This is a genomic window from Curtobacterium sp. MCPF17_050 (assembly GCF_003224435.2).
Classification (GTDB): Bacteria; Actinomycetota; Actinomycetes; order Actinomycetales; family Microbacteriaceae; genus Curtobacterium.
On record NZ_CP126250.1, the window covers coordinates 3,016,179 to 3,040,479 of the forward strand.

Consider the following 24,301-nt stretch of genomic DNA (forward strand, 5'->3'; position numbering starts at 1 on the left):
CGATCCGTTCCACCCCAGATCGGGGCTCGTGGCAGGGACGCCGAGCAGCGGACCGGGCGGCCCGTCACGCCTCGATCGGCACCCACTCCGACCCGACCCGGTGCACCGCCGGACCGTGTCCGGGCAACACGATCGCCGGGTACGGCAGCACGCCCGCGGACTCCACGGCGAGCGCCTGGTCGGCCGTGAAGAACGGCGTGATCATGCGCGGCCGTGGTGCCCACGAGGCCGGCTGGGTGTCGTGGTGGGTGACGACGGCGTCGCCCGTGACGATCGCATCGGCGGCCGGCAGCAGGTACGCGGTGGACCCGGCGGTGTGGCCGGGCGCGGGCAGCGGGGTCATCGCGCGACCGTCGAAGTCCCGCGCGGTGAACGCGCGCGCGGACGGGACGGTGGTCGGCCGGAGCGCGTCCGAGGCGATCGCACGCCCGAGCCACCGCAGCACCCGGGGAGCGGCGAGCCGTCCGCCGATCTCCGCCGGGGTGACCTGCTGGCGCCCCGGTCCACGGACGTTGGCGAGTTCGTCCGCGTGCGCGAGGACCTCGACGTGCGGGTGACGCTCGAGGATCCCGGGCAGGCCGCCGACGTGGTCGACGTGGCCGTGGGTGACGTACACGCGGCGGAGCTCGTCGAGGTCGTGGCCGGCGAGCAGCACGCTGTCCAGCACGAGGTCGGTGTCGGCGGGGTACCCCGCGTCGATGAGGGCGACGCCGTCCTCCTCGGCGAGGACGACCCAGTTGGACACCGGCCCCTCGACGAACACCACGCCGGGTGCGACGGAGACGACGGAGCGCGGAGCACGAGGAGCCATGCCCCGACGGTAGCGCCCTGCGCCGGGACGCGACGCGGGTGCCTGCCGCTCAGTCGCCGGGCCGGTGTCCCTCCGCGTCGCGACGGGCGCGCGTCTGCACGGCACGGGCCTCCAGGGCGTCGTCGTCGGGGTACCCGACCTCCGTCAAGGTGAGCCCACGGGCCGGGGCGACCGTGAAGGCGCTCGTGCGCTCGGCGGCGATCCGCAGCTCGTCGAGCCGGTCCGGCGTCAGGCGGCCCTCACCGACGGCGAGGCAGCCGCCCACCATGGCGCGCACCATGGAGTGGCAGAAGGCGTCGGCCTGGAGGCTCGCCACCAGCACGCCGTCCGGCTCGCGGTCCCAGCGGAACTCCTGCAGGGTCCGGATGGTGGTCGCGCCCTCACGCGGCTTGCAGAACGCCGCGAAGTCGTGCAGCCCGAGCAGGCGGAGCGCACCGCGCTCCATCACCGCCCGGTCCAGGCGCCCCGGGTACCAGGCCGTGTGTCCGCGACGGAGCGGGTCACGGGCGGCATCGAGGTCGGCGACCCGGTACCGGTACCGCCGCCAGACCGGTGAGAACCGCGCGTCGAACCCCGGCGGGGCGACCGACGCCCGGGTGACGACGACGTCCCCGTCCGGCCCGGCGAGCCCGTTCAGGCGGCGGACCAGCCCGGCGAAGGGGTCCCGCGTGGTGCCGTCGGCGGCGGGACGGCGGGGACGGGAGAGCGCGGCCCACTGCTCGTCGCTGAGGTCGAGGTGCGCGACCTGCCCGGTGGCGTGCACACCGGCGTCGGTGCGGCCGGCGACCGTGAGCTGCGGCGGTGTGCCCCAGCGGGTGAAGACGGTGGCGAGGGCGGACTCGAGCGCGCCCTGCACGGTCCGGAGTCCGGGCTGTCGGGCCCACCCGGAGAACGCCGCTCCGTCGTAGGCGATGTCGAGCCGCAGCCGCACGCCGGCCTCGCCCTCGGTCCGGCCGGTCTCGCTCACGCCTCCACGGTACCGACGTCAGCGCGACGTCAGTGCCGTCGGACACGCTCTGCGGGATCGAGGTCGGTACCGGACCGTGATGTGCGCTCGCGTGCGAGCCGGTCGCGCGTCTCCATACTGAACACATGCACAAGAAGACCGTCACGAGGGGGGTCGTGGCCGTCGCACTCCTGGCTGCGCTGAGCACCGGCATGACCGCCTGCACACCCACGACGAGCGCCGACCCGACGCCCATCCCGACCGACGCGAGCCCCTCCTCGTCACCGACCTCGGACCACACGCCCGCCACGACCGACTTCGGCACCGAGCCCTCCGCCGGCGGCGCGCCCGCGTGTGACGCCCTCCTGCCGGACGACCTCGTCCGCGCGCTCGTCCCCGATGCCGAGCCGGTCGACGCCATCACCGAACTGGCCCACCCGGCCGCCACGTGGAACGCCACCAGGCTCGCCGGCGGGACGGGATGCTGGGCGTCCAACGGCAGCTCCCCGCTGGACGACCGCGCCGCGCGCACGGCCGACGAGCCCGCCTACGAGGGCGTCCGGGTCGCCGTGCTCCCGGACGCCGCTGCCGCGTTCCGGACCGCCGGCACCGACGCGACCGCTCCCGCGGAGAGCGCGACCACGGTGCGCTGCGCCGCGAGTGATGCCGCACGGGTGTACTGCAACGGTGGTGTGCTCGCCGGGACGGCCTGGGTCGACGTCGCGGTCGTGCGTCTGCAGACCGCCTCGGACGCCACCCCCGAGGCGATGCAGCCCGAGTACGAAGCGCTCCTCGAGCACGCTCGGGAGACCGTCGCCGCGTCCCCGGCTGCATCGGTGGACGGCGACGACTCGGACGACTGGTCGTTCACCGACTGCACGACGGACGGGGTCGCGGCCGTCGCCGACACCACCCTCCGCGACTCGGTGACGCTGACCGACACCCCGCCGACCATCGACGAGTTCGCCCAGAGCCGGGTCGGCGGCAGCACGTGCCGCTTCGTCGGCCCGGAGTACGCCACGGGCGCGGTGTACGCCTCGGTCCCGGACAGCGGGTGGGTCGTCGAGCAGCGGCTCGCGGCGGGCACCGTCGACCGCGACGGAAGGGTCGACCTCCCGGGGCTCGGCGCACGCGACGCCGCATGGCGCACGTGTGACGAGCTCGCCTGCACGGTCGACGTGGTGCACGACCGCACCTGGACGCAGTACCTCCTGACGACCGAGGCGGCATCGGACACCGCCGCCGCGGTCGAGCGGTGGGCGGCGTCGTCGTTCGGCTCGTGACGCGTCGGCGTCAGCCCCGCTGACCGCCGTGCCCGCGTCGGCGCACGAGCCGGTCGCGGATGCTCGTCGGCTCGGCAGGGCCGGTCTCGGTGTCGGCGTCCCGGGTCGCCCGGCGCTCCGACTCGACGATGCCGCGGAGCGCCACCAGCGCCGTGGCGGTCACGGCGACGTCCGACGGGAACTCGTGCGAGGCGTCGAGCGCCTGCTCGAGCTCCGCGATCGCCCGGTCGCCCTCGTCCGGCGGGTGGTCGCCGCGGACCATCGACGCGACCTGCCGGACGGCGTGCACGAGCGGCGTCGTGAACGCCTCGTCCGGACGTCCGAGGTTCGCCGACACCGGACCGGAACGGGCCACCAGCTCCGTCAGGTCGGTCGTGTACCAGGCGACCCGCTCGAGCGCGCGGAAGCGGGCGCCGTCGCGCTGCAGGCGGGCACGTGAGCCGCGGAGCGCACCGCGGGGGTTGATGCGGCGGCTCTCCTGGGCGATCGACACCCGAGCCCGGACGTCGGCGATGGCACGGTCGAGGCGGTCCTGCGCCTGGTCCCACGCGCGCTCGTCACGCTCGCCCTGTTCGAGCACGTCCGCCAGGCCGTCCAGGTGCGTGGCGAGGACGGTGTTCACCTGGTCGATGCGGCGCTCGGCGTCCCAGAAGCGCAGGGGCGGGAACACCAGGAAGTTCACGAGGAGCCCGACCACCACGCCGACGGCCATCTGCACCAGGTACCCGAGCGAGTACCCCTCGGCGTGTGCACCGCCGACGAGCAGGACGAAGAGCGCCGCCGTCGACACCCAGGAGCTCCCCTCGCCGAGGACCCGGAACCCGCCGACGAGGACGCCGACGCCGACCGTGATCGCCACGGCCAGGACCCCGGGGTCGCCGACCCACATCGTGAAGGCGGCGACCGCGATGCCGAGCGCGATCCCGACCAGGGTCTGCAGCCCGCTCCGGAGTCCGGCGAACACCGTCGTCTGCATCGCCACGACCGCACCGAGCGGGGCGTAGTAGGGGTACTCCGCTGCCACACCGGGCACGTTCTGCGCGACCAGCCAGGCGATGGTGGCCGCCGCAGCCGCCTTCGCGGCGTGCAGCAGCCGGGGCTGCGTGCCGGAGTCCCGGCTCCACCGCCACAGTCGGGTGCCGACGCCGGCGACGTGCTGGAACTGCATCGGGTACCTCGTCTCTCGGTCGGCACGATGTGGGGGCGGACGCTGGTCGGGCCTCCCGGGCCTCCCGGGTCTGCCGGGCCCGCCGGGTGGTCCGAACCGCGTGGTCAGGAGCCTGCGCGGTGGAACAGGAAGGCCCCTGCAGCAGACGCTGCAGGGGCCTTCCTGTGGTGCGGTGCGACTACTTGGACGCGTCCGCGGCGTCGTCCGACTTCGCAGCGGCGTCGGCCTCGACCTCGGCAGCAGCGTCGGTCGTGGTCTCGTCGGCGACCGGGGTCGACTCCTCGGTGGTCTCGGTCTCCTCGACCGGGGCCACCGTGGTCTCCTCGGACGTGGTGTCCTCGGCGACCGGCGCAGCGGCGGCCGGGGCAGCGTTGCGCGTGACGGGAGCCGGCGAGCTCGAGACGGGCTCGAGGACGAGCTCGATCGAGGCGAGCGGCGCGTTGTCGCCCTTGCGGAAGCCGAGCTTCGTGATGCGGGTGTAGCCGCCCTGGCGGTCGGCCACCTGCGGCGCGATCTCCGTGAACAGCGTGTGCACGACGGTCTTGTCGCGCAGGGCCGCGATCACGCGACGACGCGCGTGCAGGTCGCCGCGCTTCGCGAACGTGATGAGCCGCTCGGCGACCGGACGGAGGCGCTTGGCCTTCGTCTCGGTCGTCGTGATGCGACCGTGCGTGAAGAGGGCGTTGGCGAGGTTGCTCAGGAGCAGGCGCTCGTGGGCGGGACCGCCACCGAGGCGGGGGCCCTTGGTGGGCTTCGGCATGTCAGTTCTCCAGTGGTGATGGTGGTGCGCCCCGTGTCAGGAGCGCGTGCGCGTCAGCGCGAGGTCAGTTGCTGGACTCGTCCTCGTCGTACCCGCTGTAGAAGTGGGCACCGTCGAATCCGGGGACGGTGTCCTTGAGGGACAGGCCGAGCTCGGTGAGCTTGTCCTTGACCTCGTCCACCGACTTCTGACCGAAGTTGCGGATGTTCATGAGCTGCGTCTCCGACAGGGCGACGAGCTCGGACACCGTGTTGATGCCCTCCCGCTTGAGGCAGTTGTAGCTGCGCACCGACAGGTCGAGGTCCTCGATCGGGGTCTGCAGCTCGTTCGAGAGCACGGCGTCGACCGGCGCGGGGCCGATCTCGATGCCCTCAGCCGCCGTGTTCAGCTCGCGGGCGAGACCGAACAGCTCGACCAGCGTGCGACCGGCCGACGCGATGGCGTCGCGCGGCGTGATCGCGGGCTTCGACTCGACGTCGACGACCAGGCGGTCGAAGTCCGTGCGCTCACCGGCACGCGTCGCCTCGACGCGGTAGGTGACCTTGAGCACGGGCGAGTAGATCGAGTCGATCGGGATCTGACCGGCCTCGCTGAACTCCGAGCGGTTCTGGGTCGCCGAGACGTAGCCGCGGCCACGCTCGATCGTCAGCTCCAGCTCGAAGCGCGCGGAGTCGTTCAGGGTCGCGATGACGAGGTCCGGGTTGTGGATCTCGACACCGGCCGGGGCGGAGATGTCCGCCGCGGTGACCTGGCCCGCACCCTGCTTGCGCAGGTACGCGGTGATCGGCTCGTCGTGCTCGCTGGAGACGACCAGGCTCTTGATGTTCAGGATGATCTCGGTGACGTCCTCCTTGACACCGGGAACGGTGCTGAACTCGTGGAGGACACCGTCGATGCGGATGCTCGTGACGGCAGCACCGGGGATGGACGAGAGGAGCGTGCGGCGCAGCGAGTTGCCGAGGGTGTAGCCGAAGCCCGGCTCGAGCGGTTCGATGACGAAGCGCGAGCGGAACTCGGAGATCGACTCCTCGTTCAGGGTGGGGCGCTGTGCAATGAGCACTGTGGAATTCCTTTCGGCGAAGTGTCCGCTATATGACACTTGGCGGTACGACGGGGCCGGCCGGGCCCCGACGGGTCTGTTTCAGTTGTGATCACGCGCACTGGAGTGCGCGATCGAACGACCAGGAATGGCCGACCCCGCTCGTCCCGGTCAGGGAACGAGCGGGGAACGGCCGGTTGCTCCTCGCGTCAGACGCGGCGGCGCTTCGGCGGGCGGCACCCGTTGTGCGCCTGCGGCGTGACGTCGTTGATCGAGCCGACCTCGAGGCCAGCGGCCTGGAGGGAACGGATCGCCGTCTCGCGACCCGAGCCCGGGCCCTTGACGAAGACGTCGACCTTCTTGACGCCGTGCTCGGCGGCCTGACGGGCGGCCGACTCGGCGGCGAGCTGCGCCGCGAACGGCGTCGACTTGCGCGAGCCCTTGAAGCCGACGGCGCCCGAGGACGCCCAGCTCAGGACGGCACCTGACGGGTCGGTGATGCTGACGATGGTGTTGTTGAACGTGCTCTTGATGTGGGCCTGGCCCACGGCGACGTTCTTCTTCTCCTTGCGGCGCGGCTTGCGCGCGGCGGTCTTGGGGGTAGCCATCGTGATCTCCTATCGAGCCTTCTTCTTGCCTGCCACGGTGCGCTTCGGGCCCTTGCGGGTACGAGCGTTGGTCTTGGTGCGCTGACCGCGCACCGGGAGACCACGACGGTGGCGGAGACCCTCGTAGCTACCGATCTCGACCTTGCGGCGGATGTCGGCGGCGACCTCACGGCGGAGGTCACCCTCCACCTTGAACGTGCCCTCGATGTAGTCGCGGAGGGCGACGAGCTGGTCGTCGGTGAGGTCCTTGACGCGGATGTCGCCGGAGATGCCGGTCTCCGCGAGCGTCTGGACGGCGCGGGTACGGCCGACCCCGTAGATGTAGGTGAGTGCGATCTCCACGCGCTTCTCGCGCGGGATGTCGACGCCTGCTAGACGTGCCATTGTGCTGGCTGCTCCTGTTGTCGATGGAGGTGTGGCGCAGTACCGGTGCCCGGGCCTCCGCCCCGAGGTGTCCCCCACCCGCCGAGGCGGATGGGTTCTGGTACTGCGTTGTCGATCTTCAGTTGTGGTTCGTGCTCGAGCCGCAGGCGGTCTGACGACCGGCGACCCCGCTCACGCGGCAGGCTCCCGGAGGAGCCCCACAGGGACTAGCCCTGGCGCTGCTTGTGACGCGGGTTGCTCTTGCAGATCACCATGACGCGGCCCTTCCGGCGGATCACTCGGCAGTGCTCGCAGATGGGCTTGACGCTGGGGTTGACCTTCATTGTTCGTTCCTCGTGCTCGCTGGCTTCGTGCTCGGCGGGTTCGCCGGGCCGTTCCTTTCCAGCTCGCGGATCACTTGTAGCGGTAGACGATCCGGCCGCGGGTCAGGTCGTACGGGCTCAGCTCCACGATCACGCGGTCCTCGGGGAGGATGCGGATGTAGTGCTGGCGCATCTTCCCGGAGATGTGCGCGAGGACCTTGTGTCCGTTGGTCAGCTCAACGCGGAACATCGCGTTGGGCAGAGCTTCGAGCACCGAGCCCTCGATCTCGATGACGCCGTCTTTCTTGGCCATAGCCTCACTGTCGCTTGGTTGGATTACCGGTGTGATCCCCGAGCCGGTCTGCGGGTCGGGCGCCACGCCAGAGGGCATGGCACACCAAAGATCGATCTTATGTGGTAGACCGCCAATTGCCAAGTGCGCCTGCATGTCGGAGCGGCGCGGGCACCCCAGTGCAGGGGACGAGCCGCCCGGATCGGCCCGCAGATCCGCTGTTCGACAGGTTCTCCACAGCCGGAGCGATGCCGGAACAGGGCCCGGCCCCGTACGGTGACGAGAGCAGTCACCGAAGGAGGACCCCCGTGCCCGACGCCCCCGGCCGCGCGCGCCCCGTCGCCCGCCACGGCCGACTCCCCCGCCGCCGTGCCTGGACGACCCTCCTGTCCGTCGTCGCATCCGCAGCCGCGGTCCTGCTCGTCAGCGGCACCAGCGTCGCCGCGATCGCCGGCGCCCAGCTCGCCGCGGCGCCGCAGACGGTGCAGCTCAGCACCGACGACCAGAGCACCGCGGAGACTGCCGACGTCACCGCCATCGAGGGTGGCGCGAACATCCTGCTCATCGGGAGCGACACCCGCGTCGGGCAGTTCGACTCCGACGAGGACGTCGAGGGCGCCCGCAACGACGTCACGATGCTCGTGCACGTGTCCGAGGACCACCAGCAGCTCACCGCGGTCAGCTTCCCCCGGGACCTGATGGTGCCGATCCCGGCCTGCACCAACCCCGAGACCGGGACGACCTACCCCGCAGCGGAGTCCGCGCAGTTCAACACCGCGCTCGGCAACGGCGGTGTCTCCTGTGTCGTCGACACGGTGGAGAACCTCACCGGCCTCACCGTGCCCTACGCCGGGCTCATCACCTTCGACGGCGTGATCGAGATGTCGAACGCCCTCGGCGGGGTCGACGTCTGCGTCGCGACCCCCATCGACGACACCTTCACCGGGCTGCACCTGACCGCCGGCGCGCACTCCCTGCAGGGCTCGGACGCGCTCGCCTTCCTCCGCTCGCGCCACGGCGTCGGCGACGGCAGCGACCTGGCCCGCATCAGCTCCCAGCAGGTCTTCCTGTCCGCACTGCTCCGCCAGGTGACGGCGGACGGCACCCTGTCGAACCCGATCACCCTCTACAAGCTCGCCGGCGCAGCGCTGTCCAACATGACGCTGTCCGACGGCCTCGCGCAGACCCGGACCCTCGTCGGCCTCGCATCGACCCTGCGCGGCATGAGCACCTCGAGCATGCTCTTCGTGCAGTACCCGGTCGTCGACGACCCCGCCGACGCGGCGCGCGTCGTCGTCGACGAGGCCGCCGCCCACACGCTCAACGTCGCCCTGCAGACGGACGAGCGGACCTCGCTCAGCGACTCGTCGACCGGTCGCGCCTCGCAGGAGTCGTCCGACACAGAGACCCCGGCTCCGTCCGCGAGCCCGTCCGATGCCGCGCCGTCGGACGCCGCGACCGCCGCTCCGAGCGCGTCGGCCACGCCGGACGGACAGACGACCACGACGAGCAGCCCCTCCTCGACGCCGCTGCCCTCCTCGATCAGCGGACAGAGCGCTGCCGAGGAGACCTGCTCCGTCGGGAACTGAGGGACCGCGCGACGGACGGTCCGGGGTCGGGGACGCCGGGCCTCCCGTCCGGCCCCGACTCGTCGGCGCCGTCGGCAGGGCCACCGACCCACGCCGACGGAGCGCGTCGCCTGACGGCGGCGGGTGGGAGATGCGCGGCGAAGCCGCACTGAACCAGCCACGTCCTGCCTGGAGGCCCGTCCCGCGTCACCAGGGTCGACCCGCGTTCCGGGTCCTGCAGCCTGGACGGCAGCACGCGGTGCCGGGCCGGACGGCCTCCGTGCCCGGAGCTGGAGACGCGGTCCGGAGACGCGGTCGGAAGGCGCGCTACGGGACCGGGACCGGCGTGACGCCGAGGGGTGCCAGCCCGGCGGCCCCACCGTCGGCGGCGGTCAACACCCAGATGCCGTCGGCGTGCACCGCGACGCTGTGCTCCCAGTGGGCGGCATCGGACCCGTCGAGCGTCCGGACCGTCCACTCGTCGTCGTCGGTCGAACTGTCGATCGTGCCGGCGGTGACCATCGGTTCGATGGCGACCGCGAGGCCGGGCTGCACGGCAGGGCCGGCACCGCGGACACGGTGGTTGAAGACCGGAGGCTCCTCGTGCATCGACCGGCCGATCCCGTGGCCGGTGAAGTCCTCGACGATGCCCCACGCCCCGGTCTCGTCGATGGCGTCCTCGACGGCCGAGCCGACCTCGTGCAGGTTCCGTGCGTGCGCGAGCGCTGCGATGCCGTGCCACAGCGCGCGCTCGGTGGTGTCGGACAACTTCTGCCGGGCGGCCGCCACGGTGGGGTCGCCGCCGGGCACGACCACGGTGAAGGCGCTGTCACCGTTCCAGCCGTCGACCTCGGCCCCGGCGTCGACCGACACGATGTCGCCGGCCTGCAGCACCCGTGCGCTGGGGATCCCGTGCACGATCTCGTCGTTCACCGAGACGCAGAGCGTGTGGCGGTAGCCCGGCACGAGCTGGAAGTTCGGGATGCCCCCGCCGTCGCGGATCGTCCGCTCGGCGATCGCGTCGAGCTCCGCCGTGGTCGTCCCGGGCCGGATCGCTGCTCGGACGGCGTCCAATGCCTGCGCGGTGAGGAGACCCGGGCGCACCATGGCGCGCAGCTCCTCGGGCGACTTGTAGATGGAGGGCTTCCGCCGACGCACCGGACCGACCCCGGTCAGACGGCGGCCGTGAGACCGCGGGTCGTCAGGGCCTCCGCGATGCGGTCCCCGACCTCGTCCACGGTGCCGAGACCGTCGACGTCGGCGACGAGCCCGCGCTCCTGGTAGACGGCGATGATCGGCGCGGTCTGCTCCTGGTACACCTGCTGGCGACGACGGATCGTCTCCTCGGTGTCGTCGGCGCGACCCTGCTCCCCCGCACGCTTGAGCAGGCGCGCCACGAGGGCCTCCTGGTCGGCGACGAGCTGCACGACGAGGTCGATCGCCGCACCCTGCTCCGCGAGGAGCGCGTCGAGGTACTCGACCTGTGCGGTCGTGCGCGGGTACCCGTCGAGCAGGAACCCCTGCTCGGCGTCCGGCTCGGCGAGACGGTCCCGGACCAGCGCGTTGGTCAGGTCGTCCGGCACGTACTCGCCGGCGTCCATGAGCGCCTTCGCGCGCTGCCCCAGGGGCGTGCCGTCGGCGACGTTCTTGCGGAAGATGTCGCCCGTGGAGATCGCGGGGATCCCGAGTGCCGACGCGATGCGGCCGGCCTGGGTGCCCTTGCCCGCTCCGGGAGGTCCGACGATGATGAGGCGTGCGCTCAACGGAGGAGCCCTTCGTAGTGACGTTGCTGCAGCTGCGAGTCGATCTGCTTCACGGTCTCGAGGCCGACACCCACGATGATCAGGATGCTGGCACCGCCGAACGGGAAGTTTTGGTTCGCCCCGAACAGCGCCAGTGCTGCGAGCGGGATGAGCGCGATGAGACCGAGGTAGAGCGCACCGGGCAGCGTCACCCGGGTGAGGACGTAGTCGAGGTACTCGGCGGTCGGACGTCCGGCTCGGATGCCCGGGATGAACCCGCCGTACTTCTTCATGTTGTCGGCGACCTCTTCGGGGTTGAAGGTGATCGCGACGTAGAAGTACGTGAAGCCGACGATGAGCAGGAAGTACAGGACCATGTAGAACCAGTTGTCGCCCGAGGTCAGGTTGCTCTGGATCCAGGTCACCCACGGGGCCGGCGCGGAGCCGTCCGAGGGCTGGTTGAACTGTGCGATCAGCGCCGGCAGGTACAGCAGCGAGGACGCGAAGATGACGGGCACGACGCCGGCCATGTTCACCTTGATCGGGATGTACGTGTTGTTGCCGCCGTAGGTGCGGCGCCCGACCATGCGCTTGGCGTACTGGACCGGGATGCGCCGCTGCGACTGCTCGACGAACACGACGGCCATCATGATGACCAGGCCGACCAGGATGACGAAGAGGAAGAGCTCGAAGGACTGCGACTGCTCGATGGCCCAGAGCGCCGACGGGAACTGCGCGGCGATCGAGGTGAAGATGAGCAGCGACATGCCGTTGCCGATGCCGCGCTCGGTGACGAGCTCGCCCATCCACATGATCAGGCCGGTGCCCGCGGTCAGGGTGATGACCATCAGGAGGATCGCGTACCAGCTGTCGTTCGAGATGATCGACGTGCAGGAGGCCGAGGCGCTCGTGCCGAAGAGGGCACCCGAGCGGGCGACGGTGATCAGGGTGGTGGACTGCAGCACGCCCAGCGCGATGGTGAGGTAGCGCGTGTACTGCGTCAGCTTCGCCTGACCGGACTGACCCTCCTTGTAGAGGGAGTCGAAGTGCGGGATCACCACGCGCAGGAGCTGCACGATGATCGACGACGTGATGTACGGCATGATCCCGAGCGCGAAGACCGAGAGCTTCAGGAGCGCGCCGCCGGAGAACAGGTTGATCAGGTCGTACAGGCCACCGGACGACGACGCGGACGCCAGGCAGGCCTGCACGCTGGCGTAGTCCACGAACGGTGCCGGGATGTACGAGCCGAGGCGGAACAGCGCGATGATCGCGAGGGTGAAACCGATCTTCTTCCGAAGATCTGGGGTGCGCATGATGCGCGCGACCGCTCTGAACACGAGTTACTCCGAACTTCTGTGACCGGTTGACCGGTCGAGCCGGGCGAGGTCGCCCGTGGCCGGAAGCGCCGACCCCGTGGTCCGGCACGCACGTCGAATGACGCCGTGTTCCGGACCTGCCATCAAGGAAACCGTAACGGCGGCCCGCGCGCAATGCGCGGGCCGCCGCCGACGGGGACTACTTGGTGACGGTGCCGCCCGCCGCCACGATCTTCTCCTCGGCGGATGCCGAGACCTTGTCGACCGTGACGGTGATCGCCACGCTGATGTCACCCTGACCGAGAACCTTGACCTTCTCGTTCTTGCGGACGGCGCCCTTGGCGACCAGGTCCGCGACGGTGACGTCGCCACCGTTCGGGTAGAGCTCCGCGATCTTGTCCAGGTTCACGGGCTGGTACTCGACGCGGAACGGGTTCTTGAACCCGCGGAGCTTCGGGGTGCGCATGTGCAGCGGCATCTGCCCACCCTCGAAGCCGACCTTGACCTGGTACCGGGCCTTCTGGCCCTTGGTGCCACGGCCGGCGGTCTTGCCCTTCGAGCCCTCACCACGGCCGACGCGGGTGCGGTCCTTCTTGGACCCCGCTGCCGGACGAAGGTGGTGGACCTTCAGGATCTGGACGCGCTCGTTCTTCTCGTCGCTCATGCGTCGACCTCCTCGACCTTCACGAGGTGCGCAACCGTCGCGATGTACCCGCGGTTCTGGGAGTTGTCCTCACGCAGGACCGTACGGCCGATGCGCTTGAGACCCAGGCTGCGGAGCGTGTCGCGCTGGTACTGCTTCTCGCTGATGACGGACTTCGTCTGCGTGATCTTCAGCATCGCCATCACGCACCTGCCTTCTCGTTCGCAGCCGTACGAGCGGCCGCCTCGGCGTGCAGCAGACGGGCCGGGACGACGTGGTCGACGGGCAGACCACGACGGCTGGCGACGGCACGCGGCTCTTCGAGCTGCTTGAGCGCCGTCACGGTCGCGTGCACGATGTTGATGGTGTTCGACGAACCGAGCGACTTGCTCAGGACGTCGTGGATGCCGGCGCACTCGAGCACGGCGCGGACCGGACCACCGGCGATGACACCGGTACCGGCAGCGGCCGGACGCAGGAGGACGACGCCAGCGGCGGCCTCACCCTGCACCGGGTGCGGGATCGTGTTGCCGACGCGGGGGACGCGGAAGAAGTTCTTCTTCGCCTCCTCGACGCCCTTCGAGATGGCGGTCGGGACCTCGCGGGCCTTGCCGTAGCCGACGCCCACCAGACCGTTGCCGTCACCGACGACGACGAGCGCGGTGAAGCTGAAGCGACGACCACCCTTGACGACCTTGGAGACGCGGTTGATGGTGACGACGCGCTCGAGGAACTGGCTGTCGCCGCCGCGACCGTTGCGGTCGTTGCCGCCACGGCCACCCTGCTGACGGTCACGCCCGCCACCGCTGCCGCCACCACGACGGCCACGGTTGTCGACGGAGTCGCGGTTGTTCGATGCCGAACCCGCAGCGGTCTCGACGGGACGCTCGACGACCGGGACGTCGGGCTCCTTGGCCGCGGGGGCCTTCGCCTCGGTCGCGGTGGTCTCGGCGTCGGTCGTCTCGACCTCGGTCGTGGCCTCGGCGTCGTCGTTGGTGTTCGCGATGTCGCTCACAGGTTCAGCCCTCCTTCACGGGCACCATCGGCGATCGCGGCGACGCGACCGGCGTACTTGCTACCGCCGCGGTCGAAGACCACGGCCTCGACGCCAGCCGACTTCGCGCGCTCGGCGACGAGCTCGCCGACGCGACGGGCCTTGGCGGTCTTGTCGCCGTCGAACGAGCGGAGGTCGGCCTCCATCGTCGATGCGCTGGCGAGGGTGTGACCCTTGGCGTCGTCGATGACCTGGACGAACACGTGACGTGACGAACGGGTGACGGCGAGACGGGGACGGGTCTCGGTCCCGGTGATCTTCTTCCGGAGACGGTTGTGGCGACGCGCCTTGGCAGCCGCCTTGCTCTTGCCTCGAGTACGAGTTCCGATGGCCATGATCACTTACCTGACTTTCCGGCCTTGCGGCGCACGATCTCGCCGGCGTAGCGGACACCCTTGCCCTTGTAGGGCTCGGGCTTGCGCAGCTTGCGGATGTTGGCCGCGACCTCACCGACGAGCTGCTTGTCGATGCCGTTCACGGTGACCTTGTTGTTGCCCTCGACGGCGAAGCTGATGCCGGCCGGCGGGTTGACCGTGATGGGGTGGGAGTACCCGAGCGCGAACTCGAGGTCGCTGCCCTTGGCCGCCACGCGGTAACCGGTCCCGACGACCTCGAGGCCCTTGGAGTAGCCCTGGGTGACGCCGATGATCTGGTTCGCGATGAGCGAGCGGGTCAGGCCGTGCAGCGCGCGGGAGGAACGCTCGTCGTCCGGGCGGCTGACGAGGACCTGGTTGTCCTCGACCTTCGCCTGGATGGGCTCAGCGATGACGAGCGAGAGCTCGCCCTTCGGGCCCTTGACGGCGACGTTCTGGCCGTCGACCGAGACGGTCGCTCCGGCCGGGATGTCGATGGGGAGACGTCCGATACGAGACATGATCGATCACCAAACGTAGGCGAGGACTTCCCCACCCACGCCCTTCTGCTCGGCTTCGCGGTCGGTCAGGAGCCCCGAGGAGGTCGACAGGATCGCCACGCCGAGGCCACCGAGGACCCGGGGGATCTCGGTCGACTTCGCGTAGACGCGGAGGCCCGGCTTCGAGACGCGCTTGATGCCGGCGATCGAACGCTCGCGATCGGGGCCGTACTTGAGGTCGATGGTCAGGGTCTGCCCGACGCGGGCGTCCTCGACCTTCCACTCGCTGATGTAACCCTCGCGCTTGAGGATGTCAGCGATGGTCTGCTTGAGCTTGGAGCTCGGAAGCGAGACGGCGTCGTGGTGCGCCGAGTTCGCGTTCCGCAATCTGGTCAGCATGTCTGCGACCGGATCGGTCATCGTCATGATGCGTTTCCGTCCTTCGTCCGGTTTCGACACCCGTTCCACGAGTGCCGACCTCGACGATCGATGTGATCCCAGGGCGGTTCCCCGGGATCGGTGTGACTTCGTGCGAGCGGGCCGGAGGAGAAACTCCTCCGGCCCGCACCGCCCGGAGTAGCTTAGACCGTCTGCTCGGCAGAACGGAACGGGAAGCCGAGCTGGCGGAGCAGCGCGCGGCCTTCGTCGTCCGTCTTCGCGGTGGTCACGACGGTGATGTCGAACCCACGCACGCGGTCGATGCGGTCCTGGTCGATCTCGTGGAACACGCTCTGCTCCGAGAGACCGAAGGTGTAGTTGCCGTTGCCGTCGAACTGGCGGTCGCTCAGGCCGCGGAAGTCGCGGATGCGCGGGAGCGCCAGCGACAGCAGGCGGTCCAGGAACTCCCACGCGCGGTCACCGCGGAGGGTGACGTGCGCGCCGATGGCCTGGCCCTCACGCAGCTTGAACTGCGCGATGGACTTGCGGGCAAGCGTGACCTGCGGCTTCTGACCCGTGATCGCCGTGAGGTCCTTGATGGCCCCCTCGATGATCTTCGAGTCGCGCGCGGCCTCGCCGACGCCGGTGTTGACGACGACCTTGACCAGGCCGGGGACCTGGTTGACGTTCGCGTAACCGAACTGCTCGGTCAGCGCCGCCTTGATCTCGTTGCGGTACTTCTGCTTGAGGCGCGGCTGAACTTTCTCAGCAGTCGCGGCAGTCGTGTCGGTCATCAGAGCTTCTCACCAGACTTCTTGGCGTAGCGGACGCGGACGGTCTTGGTGACGCCGTCCTTCTCCACCTGTTCGTTGCGGAAACCGACGCGGGTCGGCTTCTTGGTCTTCGGGTCGACGATCGCGACGTTCGACACGTGGATCGGGGCTTCGTGCTGCTCGATGCCACCGGTCTTCGAACCGCGCTGGGTCTGACCGACGCGAACGTGCTTGGTCACGAAGTTGATGCCCTCGACGACCAGACGGTCGCCGCGGACCTCGATGACCTTGCCCTGCTTGCCGCGGTCGCCGCCACGCTCCTGCGTGGCGCCCGTGATGACCTGGACCAGGTCACCCTTCTTGATGTTCGCCATGGCTTACAGCACCTCCGGCGCGAGCGAGATGATCTTCATGAACTTCTTGTCACGGAGCTCGCGACCGATCGGCCCGAAGATGCGGGTACCGCGCGGGTCGCCGTCAGCCTTGAGGATCACTGCCGCGTTCTCGTCGAACTTGATGTAGGAGCCGTCGGGACGACGGGTCTCCTTCTTGGTGCGAACGATGACCGCCTTGACGACGTCACCCTTCTTCACGTTGCCGCCGGGGATGGCGTCCTTCACCGTGGCGACGATGACGTCACCGAGGCCGGCGTAGCGACGACCCGAGCCACCGAGCACGCGGATGGTCAAGATCTCCTTGGCACCCGTGTTGTCGGCGACCTTCAGGCGGGATTCCTGCTGAATCACTGCTGTCTCCTATTCCGAAGCGGGCCGAGGCCTACTTGGCCTTCTCGAGGATCTCGACCAGGCGCCAGCGCTTGGTGGCGCTGAGGGGACGGGTCTCGCTGATGACGACCAGGTCGCCGATGCCGGCGGTCCCGAGCTCGTCGTGGGCCTTGACCTTCGACGTGCGACGGATGACCTTGCCGTAGAGGGGGTGCTTCACGCGGTCCTCGACCTCGACGACGATCGTCTTGTCCATCTTGTCGCTCGTCACGTAGCCGCGACGGGTCTTCCGGTAGCCGCGGGTGAGGGCTGCGGAGTCCTTCTCTTCGGTCGCCATCAGTTCTCCTCGGCGGTCTCGGCCTCGGTCGACTCAGCCGGCTTCTCGGCCTTCTTCGACGACTTCTTGGCCTTCGGGGCGGTCTCGACGGGGGCGGGCGTGGCACGGATGCCGAGCTCGCGCTCGCGGAGCACGGTGTAGATACGCGCGATGTCGCGCTTGACGGCACGGAGACGGCCGTGGCTCTCCAGCTGGCCGGTGGCCGACTGGAAGCGGAGGTTGAACAGCTCCTCCTTGGCCTTCTTCAGCTCGTCAGCGAGACGCTCGTTCTCGAAGGTGTCGAGCTCAGTGGGACGGAGCTCCTTGGAACCGATCGCCATTATGCGTCGCCCTCCTCGCGCTTGATGATGCGTGCCTTGAGGGGCAGCTTGTGGATTGCACGGGTCAGTGCCTCGCGGGCGATCTCGTCGCTCACGCCGGAGAGCTCGAAGAGCACACGACCCGGCTTGACGTTCGCGATCCACCACTCGGGGGAACCCTTACCGGAACCCATTCGGGTCTCAGCCGGCTTCTTGGTGAGCGGACGGTCCGGGTAGATGTTGATCCACACCTTGCCGCCACGCTTGATGTGACGCGTCATCGCGATACGAGCGGACTCGATCTGACGGTTGGTCACGTAGGCCGGGGTGAGCGCCTGGATACCGTAGTCACCGAAGGAGACCTTGGTGCCACCGGTCGCCTGGCCCGAACGCTTCGGGTGGTGCTGCTTGCGGTGCTTGACTCGACGGGGGATAAGCATGGTTACGCCTCAACTCCTGCGCCGGCCGGCGCGTCCTGCGGGGCCTGCTGCTCGCGACGGTCGCCACCGCGCTCGTTGCGGTCGCCACGGGGGCCGCCGCCACGACGGTCGCCGCCACGACGCTCGGGGCGGGACGAACGCTGGTTCGCCTGCTCGCGAGCGAGCTCCTTGTTCGTGATGTCGCCCTTGTAGATCCAGACCTTCACGCCGATGCGGCCGAACGTGGTCCGGGCCTCGTAGAAGCCGTAGTCGATGTTCGCGCGGAGGGTGTGCAGGGGCACACGGCCTTCGCGGTAGAACTCCGAACGCGACATCTCCGCGCCGCCGAGGCGGCCCGACACCTGGATGCGGACACCCTTGGCGCCGGCGCGCTGTGCACCCTGCAGGCCCTTGCGCATGGCGCGACGGAACGCGACACGAGCGGAGAGCTGCTCGGCGATGCCCTGCGCGACGAGCTGGGCCTCGGTCTCGGGGTTCTTGACCTCGAGGATGTTGAGCTGGATCTGCTTCTTGGTGAGCTTCTCGAGCTCGCTCCGGATGCGCTCCGCCTCGGCGCCGCGGCGACCGATGACGATGCCCGGGCGCGCCGTGTGGATGTCCACGCGGACGCGGTCACGGGTGCGCTCCAGCTCGATGCGGGCGACGCCCGCGCGGTCGAGGGTCTTCGTCAGGAACTGACGGATCTTGACGTCCTCGGCCACGAAGTCGGCGTAGCGCTGACCCTTCTTCGTGCTGTCGGCGAACCAGTGGGAGATGTGGTCCGTCGTGATCCCGAGACGGAAGCCGTACGGGTTGACCTTCTGGCCCATTACTTGCTCGCCTTCTTGCTCGTCGCGGCGGCCTCGGCCTCATCCGGCGTCGCGAGGACGACCGTGATGTGGCTGGTGCGCTTGTTGATGCGGAAGGCGCGGCCCTGGGCGCGCGGCTGGAACCGCTTCAGGGTCGTGCCCTCGTCGACGTAGACGCTGCTCACGTAGAGGTCGCGCTCGTCGAGGAAGCTGTTCGTCGAGTCCGCCTTGACACGTGCGTTGGCGATCGCCGAGGCGACCAGCTTGTACACGGGCTCCGAAGCGCCCTGGGGGGCGAACTTCAGGATGGCGAGCGCCTCGTGGGCCTGCTTGCCGCGGATCAGCTGGATGACGCGACGGGCCTTCTGAGGCGTGACGCGGATGTGTCGCACGCGTGCGATCGACTCCACCATTTCGTTCCTCCTCTTTCGTCGCCGCCTCAGCGGCGACGGCCCTTCTTGTCGTCCTTCACGTGGCCGCGGAAGGTGCGGGTCGGCGCGAACTCGCCGAGCTTGTGACCGACCATCGACTCGGTGACGAACACCGGGATGTGCTTACGGCCGTCGTGCACCGCGATGGTGTGACCGAGCATGTTCGGGACGATCATCGACCGACGCGACCAGGTACGGATCACGTTCTTGGTGTTGGCCTCGTTCTGCGTGACGACCTTGCGGAGCAGGTGCTCGTCGACGAAGGGGCCCTTCTTCAGACTGCGTGGCATCTTCGGAACTCCTACTTGCGCTTCTTGCCGGCGTTACGGCGACGGACGATGAGCTTGTCGCTCGGCTTGTTGGGCTTGCGCGTGCGACCCTCGGCCTGGCCCCAGGGGCTGACCGGGTGACGACCACCGGACGTCTTGCCCTCACCACCACCGTGCGGGTGGTCGACCGGGTTCATCGCGACACCACGCACGGTCGGGCGGACGCCCTTCCAGCGCATGCGGCCGGCCTTGCCCCAGTTGATGTTCGACTGCTCGGCGTTGCCGACCTCGCCGATGGTGGCGCGGCAGCGCGCGTCGACGTTGCGGACCTCGCCCGACGGCAGACGGAGCTGCGCGTAGGGGCCGTCCTTGGCGACGAGACGCACCGAGGCACCGGCGGACCGGGCCATCTTCGCGCCGCCACCGGGGCGGAGCTCGATCGCGTGGATCACGGTACCGACGGGGATGTTGCGCAGCGGCAGGTTGTTGCCCGGCTTGATGTCAGCGCCGGGGCCCGTCTCGACGACGTCGCCCTGCTTGAGCTTGTTCGGAGCGATGATGTAGCGCTTGGTGCCGTCCACGAAGTGCAGGAGCGCGATGCGCGCCGTGCGGTTCGGGTCGTACTCGATGTGCGCGACCTTCGCGTCGACGCCGTCCTTGTCGGCACGACGGAAGTCGATCACGCGGTACTGGCGCTTGTGGCCACCACCGATGTGACGCGTCGTGATGCGACCCGAGCTGTTCCGGCCACCGGTCTTCGGCAGCGGACGGAGCAGGGACTTCTCCGGGGTCGAACGGGTGATCTCGGCGAAGTCGGCGACCGAGGAGCCGCGACGACCGGGAGTCGTGGGCTTGTAGTTACGAATAGCCATGATTTATCCCTCTGGTCCTCAGCCGACAGCCGTGAAGATGTCGATCGAACCGGACTTGAGCGTCACGATGGCGCGCTTGGTGTCCTTGCGCTTGCCGATCCCGAACTTGGTCCGGCGGGTCTTGCCCGGACGGTTCAGCGTGTTGATGCCGGCGACCTTGACGTCGAAGATCTTCTCGATCGCGAGCTTGATCTCGGTCTTGTTCGCACGGGGGTCCACGAGGAACGTGTACTTGCCCTGGTCGATGAGGCCGTAGCTCTTCTCCGACACGACCGGCGAGATGATGATGTCGCGCGGGTCCTTGTTGAAGCCGCTCATGCGGTGATCTCCTTCGCGGTCTTCGACGCGATGAAGGCGTCGAGTGCGCTCTTGCTGAAGACGAGCGCGTCGGCCTTGAGCACGTCGTAGGCGTTGAGCTGGCCGTACGAGAGCGCGTGGACGTTCGGCAGGTTGCGGATCGACTTGAGCGTGAGCTCGTCGCCCGACTCGAGCACGACGAGCACGTTCTTGACGGGCGCGACCTTCTCGAGCAGCGTGCGGGCGACCTTCGTCGACGGCGTCTCGGCCGCGATGAAGCCCTCCACAGCGGAGATGCGGCCACCGCGGGCGCGGTCCGAGAGCGAGCCGAGCAGGGCTGCGGCGATCATCTTCTTCGGGGTGCGCTGCGAGTAGTCGCGGGGGGTCGGTCCGTGGACGACGCCACCACCGGTGTGCTCCGGAGCGCGGACCGAACCCTGACGGGAGCGGCCGGTGCCCTTCTGCTTGAACGGCTTGCGACCGGCACCGCGGACTTCGCCACGGTTCTTGGTCTTGTGGGTGCCCTGGCGCGCGGCGGCGAGCTGCGCGGTGACCACCTGGTGGATCAGCGGGACGTTGGTCTCGACGTCGAAGATCGCTGCGGGGAGCTCGACGGTGCCGGACTTCTCACCCGTGACGTCGAGGACGTCGATCGTGGTTGCGGTCGTGGTGGCCATGATCACTTACCCTTCACGGCGGTGCGGACGAAGACGGAACGGCCACGAGCACCGGGGATGGCGCCCTTGACGAGCAGCAGACCCTTCTCGGCGTCGACGGCGTGGACCGTGAGGTTGAGGACGGTCACGCGGTCGCCACCCATCCGACCGGCCATGCGCATGCCCTTGAAGACACGCGACGGGGTCGAGGAGGCGCCGATCGAACCGGGCTTGCGGTGGTTGCGGTGCGAACCGTGCGAGGCGGAGACACCGGCGAAGTTGTGACGCTTCATGACACCGGCGAAGCCCTTGCCCTTGCTGGTGCCGACGACGTCGACCTTCTGGCCCGCTTCGAACAGGTCGACCGTGAGCTCCTGGCCGAGCGAGTACTCGGCGGAGTCGTTCGTCCGGATCTCGGTGAGCGTGCGGCGCGGGGTGACCCCGGCGGCCTCGAAGTGGCCAGCGGCCGGCTTGTTCACCTTGCGGGGGTCGATCTGGCCCGCGGCGATCTGGATCGCCTCGTAGCCGTCGCGCTCGACGTTGCGGATCTGGGTGACCACGTTCGGGCCGACCTCGATCACGGTGACGGGGATGAACTTGTTGTTCTCGTCCCACACCTGGGTCATCCCGAGCTTCTTGCCGAGGAGGCCCTTGACGGTCTTGGTTGAGTTCGCCATGAGTTCCAGCCCCCTTACAGCTTGATCTCGATGTTGACGTCCGCCGGGAGGTCGAGTCGCATGAGCGAGTCGACGGCCTTCGGCGTCGGGTCGACGATGTCGATGACCCGCTTGTGCGTGCGCTTCTCGAAGTGCTCGCGCGAGTCCTTGTACTTGTGGGGAGAACGGATCACGGGGATCACGTTCTTCTCGGTGGGGAGCGGCACCGGGCCGACCACGGTCGCACCGGCACGGGTCACCGTGTCGACGATCTTCCGGGCCGACGTGTCGATGACCTCGTGGTCGTACGACTTGAGCCGGATGCGGATCTTCTGTCCCGCCATGTGTTTTCCTGTCCTCTCTGCGCCGCGCACCCGCAGGCCGCCTGACGCCGCCGGGACTCCGCTGTCGCGTGCCCGGCTGTTTACGTGAACCACCGGCTCCGCCCGGAGGGGATGACCGCTGTTCTCCTGTCAACCGCGCGAGGGCCTGGGCCACCCGCGCGGACATGTCGTCACCCACACCCGGCCCAACTGCGCCGTGGTGCACGAGGATGACGATCGTGTTCTGCTGCCTGCGGCCCAACCCAGCCCTGCTTCACAAGGGGGTTGTGCACTGCCAGAGCAGTGACCCTGCGGGCGCGAACGCCCGCGGAATTTCGGAACCGGACAAGTCTCCCATAGGCCCCGCGTCGGTGCAACCCGGGCGTGTCGCGATCACAGCGGCGTGTCGGACACGGCCCTCCGGGCCTCCCGGGTCCGTCGTCCCGGGCTCCTCAGCGTCCCGACGCACGGCCTGGAGGCCCGCCCGCAGCGGTCGGGTCGACGCGCGCCGGACGCTCGGTCGGCGGCCGCTCCCGGGGCGGCGTCCCGCGCCGCTGCTAGCCTTCGCGCATGCCGGAACCCGAAGTGCTCACCGACCAGTCCGACCCCGCGGTGCAGCGTCTCGCCGACCTCGCGAAGCCGGCGCGCGGCGCCGTCCGCACCGCGATCGTCGAGGACCTCGAGCCCCTCGTGCAGGCCCTCCGCGCCGGCGTCCGCTTCGTCGAGGTGTACGGCGACTCGAGCCGGGAGTTCCCCGCCGACCTCGCCGCCCTCTGCACCGAGCACGGGGTGCCGGTACGGCTCGTCGACCCGGCCGTCCTGACCAAGGTGTTCCGCTCCGAGAAGCGTCCGAAGGTCTTCGGCGTCGCGAACGTCCCGGCACCGGCCCGCTTCTCCGCCCTCGCCGAGGGCACCGGGGACGTGCTCGTCCTGGACGGCGTGAAGATCGTCGGCAACATCGGTGCCATCGTGCGCACGGCCGTCGGCCTCGGCGCACGGGGCGTCGTGCTCGTCGACAGCGACCTCCCCACGATCGCCGACCGTCGTGTCGTGCGCGCCAGCCGCGGCCACGTGTTCTCGGTGCCGGTCCTGCTCGAGACCCGCGAGCGCGTCGCCCGGTGGCTCGGCGAGTCCGGGCTCCGCGTGGTCGACGTCGACATGGACGGCTCCCTCTCCCCCGAGTCGCTCGGGGACCTCGACGAGGACGTCGCCCTGCTGCTCGGCGCCGAGAAGACCGGGGCGTCGGACGTCCTGCAGGACCTCGCGACGCAGACGGTGTCGGTGCCGATCGACAGCCGGGTGGAGTCGCTCAACGTCTCCGTCGTCGCCGGCATCGTGCTCTACGCCCGCTCCCGTCGACGTCCCTGACCACACGGCACGCAGGACGCCCCGGCTCCCACTCGGGGAACCGGGGCGTCCTGCGTGGCATGAGCGTCGCGAGCGGCGTCAGTCCTCGGGGAGCGGCGGCACGAACCACGGCGGGAACACCGCGACACGGGGCGACGGTCCGCCCTGCTCGGCGAAGACGGCCTTCACCTGCTGCCGGACGCGGTCGTTCGGCACGCCCACGAGCGCGACCGACGACAGCGGCACCTGCGGGCCGGCGAGCAGCTCGACCCCGTGCATGGACGGGTCCGTGATGTCGGTGCGACGGAGGAGGTTCGTGGCCGCCTCCGGGCCGACGGCGAAGCGGACGTCCGGGTCCTCGGCGTCCGTGTCCGCCAGGATCACCGACGCACCGAACGCGGTGGTCGGGACGACGAGGACGACGAACTCCGTCGCACGCGTGCGCCTGGCCGCGTCCGACCAGCGGTCCTCCTCCGCGCCGGAGCGGAGTTCGTCCCACCGGCGCGCGTCCGGCGAGAGCGTGAAGGGCACGTGCCCGGCCACGCTGGAACCGTCGGGTGCGAGCGCCGCGCCACGGGCCTCCCGGGTGGCGGCGGAGCTGACGTCGACGGAGGGCGTCGCGCGGTCGGCGGCGAGGATCGCGCCCTCGGCGACGATCGAGGCGAGGTTGTCGACGTGCGTGACGTGGTGCGCACGCAGCGCCGCGAAGTCGCGGGTGGCGGGCAACGTCGGCTCGACGGCCTTCCCGTTGGCGTTCGTCGGGGCGGACCGCAGCGACGTCGTCACACGCGTGCGTCGTGGCGTCGGGGTCTTGGTGATGGTCTCCGGGTCACGCTGCCGTGGGGAGCAGATGTCGCAGAGCTCGATGGGGAAACCGTGGATGCACTCGTCGGTCACGACTGATGGGTCCTTCCGTGCCTCGTGGGGTGGGCGGGCAC

General features: G+C 69.7%; 36 protein-coding genes. 3 read left to right on the forward strand and 33 right to left on the reverse strand.

Annotated features, from left to right (window positions below; translation table 11 throughout):
• Positions 1-64 precede the first annotated feature (64 nt).
• Both DEJ34_RS14315 and truA read right to left on the reverse strand, forming a co-directional pair.
• Positions 65-811 (reverse strand): MBL fold metallo-hydrolase, encoded by a 747-nt coding sequence (locus tag DEJ34_RS14315; RefSeq protein WP_110900417.1) that lies wholly within the window; start codon positions 809-811, stop codon positions 65-67.
• A 49-nt stretch (positions 812-860) separates the two neighbouring features.
• On the reverse strand, positions 861-1,778 hold the full coding sequence (gene truA / locus DEJ34_RS14320; protein ID WP_258368136.1) for a tRNA pseudouridine(38-40) synthase TruA: 918 nt from the start codon (positions 1,776-1,778) through the stop codon (positions 861-863).
• Between the two features lie 125 nt (positions 1,779-1,903).
• Between truA and DEJ34_RS14325 the strand changes: the two genes are divergently transcribed.
• A complete protein-coding gene (locus tag DEJ34_RS14325) occupies positions 1,904-3,040 on the forward strand; it encodes a hypothetical protein (protein ID WP_110910514.1) in 1,137 nt (378 codons plus the stop codon).
• Positions 3,041-3,050: 10 nt separating this feature from the next.
• Here the strand turns inward: DEJ34_RS14325 and DEJ34_RS14330 are convergent, their stop codons facing one another.
• The 7 genes from DEJ34_RS14330 to infA all read right to left on the reverse strand — a co-directional run bounded on the left by DEJ34_RS14330 (position 3,051) and on the right by infA (position 7,614).
• Positions 3,051-4,208 carry an FUSC family protein gene (locus DEJ34_RS14330; RefSeq protein ID WP_110910515.1) on the reverse strand — a complete coding sequence of 386 codons (1,158 nt, stop codon included), beginning with the start codon at positions 4,206-4,208 and terminating at the stop codon, positions 3,051-3,053.
• Positions 4,209-4,386: 178 nt separating this feature from the next.
• On the reverse strand, positions 4,387-4,968 hold the full coding sequence (gene rplQ / locus DEJ34_RS14335) for a 50S ribosomal protein L17 (protein ID WP_110910516.1): 582 nt from the start codon (positions 4,966-4,968) through the stop codon (positions 4,387-4,389).
• Positions 4,969-5,032: 64 nt separating this feature from the next.
• Positions 5,033-6,028, reverse strand: coding sequence for a DNA-directed RNA polymerase subunit alpha (locus tag DEJ34_RS14340; protein ID WP_110824226.1), 996 nt, complete (start codon positions 6,026-6,028; stop codon positions 5,033-5,035).
• 188 nt (positions 6,029-6,216) lie between these two features.
• A complete protein-coding gene (rpsK, locus tag DEJ34_RS14345; protein WP_110824227.1) occupies positions 6,217-6,615 on the reverse strand; it encodes a 30S ribosomal protein S11 in 399 nt (132 codons plus the stop codon).
• A 9-nt stretch (positions 6,616-6,624) separates the two neighbouring features.
• On the reverse strand, positions 6,625-6,999 hold the full coding sequence (gene rpsM / locus DEJ34_RS14350) for a 30S ribosomal protein S13 (RefSeq protein ID WP_110824228.1): 375 nt from the start codon (positions 6,997-6,999) through the stop codon (positions 6,625-6,627).
• A gap of 206 nt (positions 7,000-7,205) precedes the next feature.
• The gene (gene rpmJ, locus DEJ34_RS14355) at positions 7,206-7,322 is read right to left on the reverse strand and encodes a 50S ribosomal protein L36 (RefSeq protein WP_022903266.1); all 117 of its coding nucleotides are present in this window, start codon (positions 7,320-7,322) and stop codon (positions 7,206-7,208) included.
• A 70-nt stretch (positions 7,323-7,392) separates the two neighbouring features.
• A complete protein-coding gene (infA, locus tag DEJ34_RS14360) occupies positions 7,393-7,614 on the reverse strand; it encodes a translation initiation factor IF-1 (protein WP_017885509.1) in 222 nt (73 codons plus the stop codon).
• A gap of 287 nt (positions 7,615-7,901) precedes the next feature.
• On the opposite strand from infA, the gene DEJ34_RS14365 reads away from it, so the two are divergent.
• Positions 7,902-9,182: an LCP family protein gene (locus tag DEJ34_RS14365; RefSeq protein ID WP_258367445.1), complete on the forward strand. Its 1,281-nt coding sequence runs from the start codon at positions 7,902-7,904 to the stop codon at positions 9,180-9,182.
• 306 nt (positions 9,183-9,488) lie between these two features.
• Here the strand turns inward: DEJ34_RS14365 and map are convergent, their stop codons facing one another.
• The 23 genes from map to rpsJ all read right to left on the reverse strand — a co-directional run bounded on the left by map (position 9,489) and on the right by rpsJ (position 22,037).
• The gene (map, locus tag DEJ34_RS14370) at positions 9,489-10,268 is read right to left on the reverse strand and encodes a type I methionyl aminopeptidase (protein WP_284180731.1); all 780 of its coding nucleotides are present in this window, start codon (positions 10,266-10,268) and stop codon (positions 9,489-9,491) included.
• Between the two features lie 65 nt (positions 10,269-10,333).
• Positions 10,334-10,924: an adenylate kinase gene (locus DEJ34_RS14375; RefSeq protein ID WP_110910519.1), complete on the reverse strand. Its 591-nt coding sequence runs from the start codon at positions 10,922-10,924 to the stop codon at positions 10,334-10,336.
• Entirely contained in the window at positions 10,921-12,243 is a 1,323-nt protein-coding gene (gene secY, locus DEJ34_RS14380) for a preprotein translocase subunit SecY (RefSeq protein WP_110824231.1), read from the reverse strand. Before secY ends, DEJ34_RS14375 begins: the two co-directional genes overlap by 4 nt.
• A 178-nt stretch (positions 12,244-12,421) precedes the next feature.
• A complete protein-coding gene (gene rplO, locus DEJ34_RS14385) occupies positions 12,422-12,886 on the reverse strand; it encodes a 50S ribosomal protein L15 (RefSeq protein WP_110824232.1) in 465 nt (154 codons plus the stop codon).
• Positions 12,883-13,068: a 50S ribosomal protein L30 gene (rpmD, locus tag DEJ34_RS14390; RefSeq protein WP_082517835.1), complete on the reverse strand. Its 186-nt coding sequence runs from the start codon at positions 13,066-13,068 to the stop codon at positions 12,883-12,885. The genes rplO and rpmD overlap by 4 nt, the downstream gene beginning before the upstream one ends.
• Complete coding sequence (gene rpsE, locus DEJ34_RS14395; RefSeq protein WP_181419464.1) at positions 13,068-13,880, reverse strand: 30S ribosomal protein S5; 813 nt, start codon at positions 13,878-13,880, stop codon at positions 13,068-13,070. The genes rpmD and rpsE overlap by 1 nt, the downstream gene beginning before the upstream one ends.
• A complete protein-coding gene (gene rplR / locus DEJ34_RS14400; protein ID WP_110824233.1) occupies positions 13,877-14,254 on the reverse strand; it encodes a 50S ribosomal protein L18 in 378 nt (125 codons plus the stop codon). The genes rpsE and rplR overlap by 4 nt, the downstream gene beginning before the upstream one ends.
• 2 nt (positions 14,255-14,256) lie before the next feature.
• A complete protein-coding gene (gene rplF, locus DEJ34_RS14405) occupies positions 14,257-14,793 on the reverse strand; it encodes a 50S ribosomal protein L6 (protein WP_110824234.1) in 537 nt (178 codons plus the stop codon).
• A 6-nt stretch (positions 14,794-14,799) separates the two neighbouring features.
• Entirely contained in the window at positions 14,800-15,198 is a 399-nt protein-coding gene (gene rpsH / locus DEJ34_RS14410; protein WP_110824235.1) for a 30S ribosomal protein S8, read from the reverse strand.
• 155 nt (positions 15,199-15,353) lie between these two features.
• Entirely contained in the window at positions 15,354-15,944 is a 591-nt protein-coding gene (gene rplE / locus DEJ34_RS14415) for a 50S ribosomal protein L5 (protein WP_110824236.1), read from the reverse strand.
• Positions 15,944-16,297: a 50S ribosomal protein L24 gene (gene rplX, locus DEJ34_RS14420; protein ID WP_110824237.1), complete on the reverse strand. Its 354-nt coding sequence runs from the start codon at positions 16,295-16,297 to the stop codon at positions 15,944-15,946. Before rplX ends, rplE begins: the two co-directional genes overlap by 1 nt.
• 3 nt (positions 16,298-16,300) lie before the next feature.
• Positions 16,301-16,669 (reverse strand): 50S ribosomal protein L14, encoded by a 369-nt coding sequence (gene rplN, locus DEJ34_RS14425; protein WP_110824238.1) that lies wholly within the window; start codon positions 16,667-16,669, stop codon positions 16,301-16,303.
• Between the two features lie 31 nt (positions 16,670-16,700).
• Entirely contained in the window at positions 16,701-16,985 is a 285-nt protein-coding gene (gene rpsQ / locus DEJ34_RS14430) for a 30S ribosomal protein S17 (protein ID WP_110824239.1), read from the reverse strand.
• Complete coding sequence (gene rpmC / locus DEJ34_RS14435) at positions 16,985-17,305, reverse strand: 50S ribosomal protein L29 (RefSeq protein WP_110824240.1); 321 nt, start codon at positions 17,303-17,305, stop codon at positions 16,985-16,987. The genes rpsQ and rpmC overlap by 1 nt, the downstream gene beginning before the upstream one ends.
• Complete coding sequence (rplP, locus tag DEJ34_RS14440) at positions 17,305-17,724, reverse strand: 50S ribosomal protein L16 (protein WP_110824241.1); 420 nt, start codon at positions 17,722-17,724, stop codon at positions 17,305-17,307. Before rplP ends, rpmC begins: the two co-directional genes overlap by 1 nt.
• Positions 17,725-17,726: 2 nt before the next feature.
• Entirely contained in the window at positions 17,727-18,533 is an 807-nt protein-coding gene (gene rpsC, locus DEJ34_RS14445) for a 30S ribosomal protein S3 (protein ID WP_110824242.1), read from the reverse strand.
• Positions 18,533-18,925, reverse strand: coding sequence for a 50S ribosomal protein L22 (rplV, locus tag DEJ34_RS14450; protein WP_110824243.1), 393 nt, complete (start codon positions 18,923-18,925; stop codon positions 18,533-18,535). Before rplV ends, rpsC begins: the two co-directional genes overlap by 1 nt.
• A 26-nt stretch (positions 18,926-18,951) precedes the next feature.
• Positions 18,952-19,233, reverse strand: a complete 282-nt coding sequence (gene rpsS / locus DEJ34_RS14455; RefSeq protein WP_017885529.1) for a 30S ribosomal protein S19 — start codon at positions 19,231-19,233, stop codon at positions 18,952-18,954.
• 11 nt (positions 19,234-19,244) lie between these two features.
• The gene (gene rplB / locus DEJ34_RS14460; RefSeq protein WP_110824244.1) at positions 19,245-20,084 is read right to left on the reverse strand and encodes a 50S ribosomal protein L2; all 840 of its coding nucleotides are present in this window, start codon (positions 20,082-20,084) and stop codon (positions 19,245-19,247) included.
• Positions 20,085-20,102: 18 nt separating this feature from the next.
• Positions 20,103-20,402: a 50S ribosomal protein L23 gene (rplW, locus tag DEJ34_RS14465; RefSeq protein WP_110824245.1), complete on the reverse strand. Its 300-nt coding sequence runs from the start codon at positions 20,400-20,402 to the stop codon at positions 20,103-20,105.
• A complete protein-coding gene (gene rplD / locus DEJ34_RS14470) occupies positions 20,399-21,058 on the reverse strand; it encodes a 50S ribosomal protein L4 (RefSeq protein ID WP_110824246.1) in 660 nt (219 codons plus the stop codon). Before rplD ends, rplW begins: the two co-directional genes overlap by 4 nt.
• Positions 21,059-21,060: 2 nt before the next feature.
• A complete protein-coding gene (gene rplC, locus DEJ34_RS14475; protein WP_110910520.1) occupies positions 21,061-21,714 on the reverse strand; it encodes a 50S ribosomal protein L3 in 654 nt (217 codons plus the stop codon).
• Positions 21,715-21,728: 14 nt separating this feature from the next.
• The gene (gene rpsJ, locus DEJ34_RS14480; protein ID WP_110824248.1) at positions 21,729-22,037 is read right to left on the reverse strand and encodes a 30S ribosomal protein S10; all 309 of its coding nucleotides are present in this window, start codon (positions 22,035-22,037) and stop codon (positions 21,729-21,731) included.
• Positions 22,038-22,586: 549 nt separating this feature from the next.
• Between rpsJ and DEJ34_RS14485 the strand changes: the two genes are divergently transcribed.
• Complete coding sequence (locus DEJ34_RS14485; RefSeq protein WP_110889275.1) at positions 22,587-23,384, forward strand: TrmH family RNA methyltransferase; 798 nt, start codon at positions 22,587-22,589, stop codon at positions 23,382-23,384.
• Positions 23,385-23,462: 78 nt separating this feature from the next.
• Here the strand turns inward: DEJ34_RS14485 and DEJ34_RS14490 are convergent, their stop codons facing one another.
• Positions 23,463-24,260, reverse strand: coding sequence for a DarT ssDNA thymidine ADP-ribosyltransferase family protein (locus DEJ34_RS14490; protein WP_110889276.1), 798 nt, complete (start codon positions 24,258-24,260; stop codon positions 23,463-23,465).
• Between the last annotated feature and the right edge of the window lie 41 nt (positions 24,261-24,301).

Coding starts and splice junctions, on each gene's coding strand:
- DEJ34_RS14315 (WP_110900417.1), bottom strand. CDS start 811: ATGGCTCCTCGTGCTCCGCGCTCCGTCGTCTCCGTCGCACCCGGCGTG.
- DEJ34_RS14325 (WP_110910514.1), top strand. CDS start 1,904: ATGCACAAGAAGACCGTCACGAGGGGGGTCGTGGCCGTCGCACTCCTG.
- DEJ34_RS14330 (WP_110910515.1), bottom strand. CDS start 4,208: ATGCAGTTCCAGCACGTCGCCGGCGTCGGCACCCGACTGTGGCGGTGG.
- rplQ (WP_110910516.1), bottom strand. CDS start 4,968: ATGCCGAAGCCCACCAAGGGCCCCCGCCTCGGTGGCGGTCCCGCCCAC.
- rpsK (WP_110824227.1), bottom strand. CDS start 6,615: ATGGCTACCCCCAAGACCGCCGCGCGCAAGCCGCGCCGCAAGGAGAAG.
- rpsM (WP_110824228.1), bottom strand. CDS start 6,999: ATGGCACGTCTAGCAGGCGTCGACATCCCGCGCGAGAAGCGCGTGGAG.
- rpmJ (WP_022903266.1), bottom strand. CDS start 7,322: ATGAAGGTCAACCCCAGCGTCAAGCCCATCTGCGAGCACTGCCGAGTG.
- infA (WP_017885509.1), bottom strand. CDS start 7,614: ATGGCCAAGAAAGACGGCGTCATCGAGATCGAGGGCTCGGTGCTCGAA.
- map (WP_284180731.1), bottom strand. CDS start 10,268: ATGGTGCGCCCGGGTCTCCTCACCGCGCAGGCATTGGACGCCGTCCGA.
- rplO (WP_110824232.1), bottom strand. CDS start 12,886: ATGAGCGACGAGAAGAACGAGCGCGTCCAGATCCTGAAGGTCCACCAC.
- rpmD (WP_082517835.1), bottom strand. CDS start 13,068: ATGGCGATGCTGAAGATCACGCAGACGAAGTCCGTCATCAGCGAGAAG.
- rplR (WP_110824233.1), bottom strand. CDS start 14,254: ATGGCCATCGGAACTCGTACTCGAGGCAAGAGCAAGGCGGCTGCCAAG.
- rplF (WP_110824234.1), bottom strand. CDS start 14,793: ATGTCTCGTATCGGACGTCTCCCCATCGACATCCCGGCCGGAGCGACC.
- rpsH (WP_110824235.1), bottom strand. CDS start 15,198: ATGACGATGACCGATCCGGTCGCAGACATGCTGACCAGATTGCGGAAC.
- rplE (WP_110824236.1), bottom strand. CDS start 15,944: ATGACCGACACGACTGCCGCGACTGCTGAGAAAGTTCAGCCGCGCCTC.
- rplX (WP_110824237.1), bottom strand. CDS start 16,297: ATGGCGAACATCAAGAAGGGTGACCTGGTCCAGGTCATCACGGGCGCC.
- rpsQ (WP_110824239.1), bottom strand. CDS start 16,985: ATGGCGACCGAAGAGAAGGACTCCGCAGCCCTCACCCGCGGCTACCGG.
- rpmC (WP_110824240.1), bottom strand. CDS start 17,305: ATGGCGATCGGTTCCAAGGAGCTCCGTCCCACTGAGCTCGACACCTTC.
- rplP (WP_110824241.1), bottom strand. CDS start 17,724: ATGCTTATCCCCCGTCGAGTCAAGCACCGCAAGCAGCACCACCCGAAG.
- rpsC (WP_110824242.1), bottom strand. CDS start 18,533: ATGGGCCAGAAGGTCAACCCGTACGGCTTCCGTCTCGGGATCACGACG.
- rplV (WP_110824243.1), bottom strand. CDS start 18,925: ATGGTGGAGTCGATCGCACGCGTGCGACACATCCGCGTCACGCCTCAG.
- rpsS (WP_017885529.1), bottom strand. CDS start 19,233: ATGCCACGCAGTCTGAAGAAGGGCCCCTTCGTCGACGAGCACCTGCTC.
- rplB (WP_110824244.1), bottom strand. CDS start 20,084: ATGGCTATTCGTAACTACAAGCCCACGACTCCCGGTCGTCGCGGCTCC.
- rplW (WP_110824245.1), bottom strand. CDS start 20,402: ATGAGCGGCTTCAACAAGGACCCGCGCGACATCATCATCTCGCCGGTC.
- rplD (WP_110824246.1), bottom strand. CDS start 21,058: ATGGCCACCACGACCGCAACCACGATCGACGTCCTCGACGTCACGGGT.
- rplC (WP_110910520.1), bottom strand. CDS start 21,714: ATGGCGAACTCAACCAAGACCGTCAAGGGCCTCCTCGGCAAGAAGCTC.
- rpsJ (WP_110824248.1), bottom strand. CDS start 22,037: ATGGCGGGACAGAAGATCCGCATCCGGCTCAAGTCGTACGACCACGAG.
- DEJ34_RS14485 (WP_110889275.1), top strand. CDS start 22,587: ATGCCGGAACCCGAAGTGCTCACCGACCAGTCCGACCCCGCGGTGCAG.